This window comes from Floridaenema aerugineum BLCC-F46 (assembly GCF_041929345.1).
Classification (GTDB): domain Bacteria; phylum Cyanobacteriota; class Cyanobacteriia; order Cyanobacteriales; family Aerosakkonemataceae; genus Floridanema; species Floridanema aerugineum.
The window spans coordinates 1-1651 of the sequence record NZ_JBHFNQ010000096.1; the positions used below are offsets into that span (position 1 = coordinate 1).

Here is a 1651-nt window from a genome sequence, read left to right on the forward strand (position 1 = left end):
ACAACAAAATAACCCTCGTAAAGCTGAGGCAGATCGACTTTTTCAGCAAGGGATTCAGCAGTTTCAAACAAGTAAATTTAGAGAAGCATTGCAGTCTTGGCAACAGGCGTTAGCTATTTATCGGGAAATTGGCGATCGCAACGGTGAAGGACAATCTCTGGGAAATCTGGGTCTTGCTTACTATTCCCTGGGAGACTACCGCAAGGCGATCGAGTACCAGCAGCAGAGTTTAGCGATTGCACGAGAAATTGGCGATCGCAACGGTGAAGGACAATCTCTGGGAAATCTGGGTCTTGCTTACTATTCCCTGGGAGACTACCGTAAGGCGATCGAGTACTACCAGCAGAGTTTAGCGATCGCACGAGAGATTGGCGATCGCGAGAGTGAAGGAAATGCACTGGGAAATCTGGGTGAAGCTTACCGTTCCTTGGGAGACTACCGCAAGGCGATCGATTACCAGCAGCAGCGTTTAGCGATTGCACGAGAAATTGGCAATCGCAAAAGTGAAGGAGCAGCACTGGGAAATCTGGGTGTTGCTTACCGTTCTCTGGGAGACTACCGCAAGGCGATTGAGTACTACCAACAGACTTTAGCGATTGCACGGTCAATTGGCGATCGCAACGGTGAAGGAAATGCACTGGGAAGTCTGGGTGTTGCTTACAATTCTCTGGGAGACTACCGCAAAGCGATTGATTACTCCCAGCAGAGTTTAGCTATTTTCCGGGAACTTGGCGATCGCAACGGTGAAAGATCAACTTTAACTAATTTGGGTCTAGCTCTCTACAACTCTGGAAGTTTAGCAGAAGCAGAGAAAATCCTATTCCAAGGAATTGAAGTGAGTGAATCTCTACGAGAGAGATTAGGTGACGACGATGCTAACAAAGTGTCTATATTTGAGGAACAAGCTAACACCTATCGCATTTTACAAAAAGTCCTAATTGCCCAAAATAAAACCACAACAGCATTAGAAATTTCCGAACGAGGTAGAGGCAGAGCTTTTGTCGAATTACTCACCAGGCGACTTTCAGCCAACCCCAAAGAAATCATCCCTGCTGCATCTTTAAAACCAACAATTGAGCAAATTAAACAAATTGCCCAAAAGCAAAATGCGACTTTAGTACAATATTCCATTATTTTTGATGACTTCAAAATTCAAGGCAAAAGACAAATCGAAGAATCAGAACTTTACATTTGGGTAATCAAACCCACAGGTGAAGTCAACTTCCGCAAAGTCGATCTCAAACCTTTATGGCAACAACAAAACACTTCCCTGGCAGAACTTGTTATTAACACTCGTGACTCTATTGGTGTCAGAGGTCGTGCAACTGCAATCATCGCCCTCAAACCCGGAGTTAACGAAAAACAACGCCTGCAAAAACTCCACTACATACTAATCAAACCAATAGCCGATTTACTCCCAACCGATCCCAATAATCATGTTATCTTCGTTCCCCAATCAGCGTTATTCTTAGTTCCCTTCGTCGCTTTACAAGACGAAATTGGCAAACATTTAATCGAAAAACATACAATTCTCACCGCACCCTCAATTCAAGTCTTAGAATTAACTCATGCTAAAAAAGCAGAAATGCAGCAAAGCAGAGGTGCAGGAGAAAAGAGTTTCCAAAATTTAATTGTCGGTAATCCAACCATG

At 43.9% G+C, this 1651-nt stretch carries 1 protein-coding gene; it reads left to right on the top strand.

What is annotated here, in order from left to right; all coding sequences use genetic code 11:
- Positions 1 to 1651 (top strand): CHAT domain-containing protein (locus ACE1CC_RS12495; RefSeq protein ID WP_413270761.1); only part of this gene is annotated, 1651 nt, incomplete at both ends.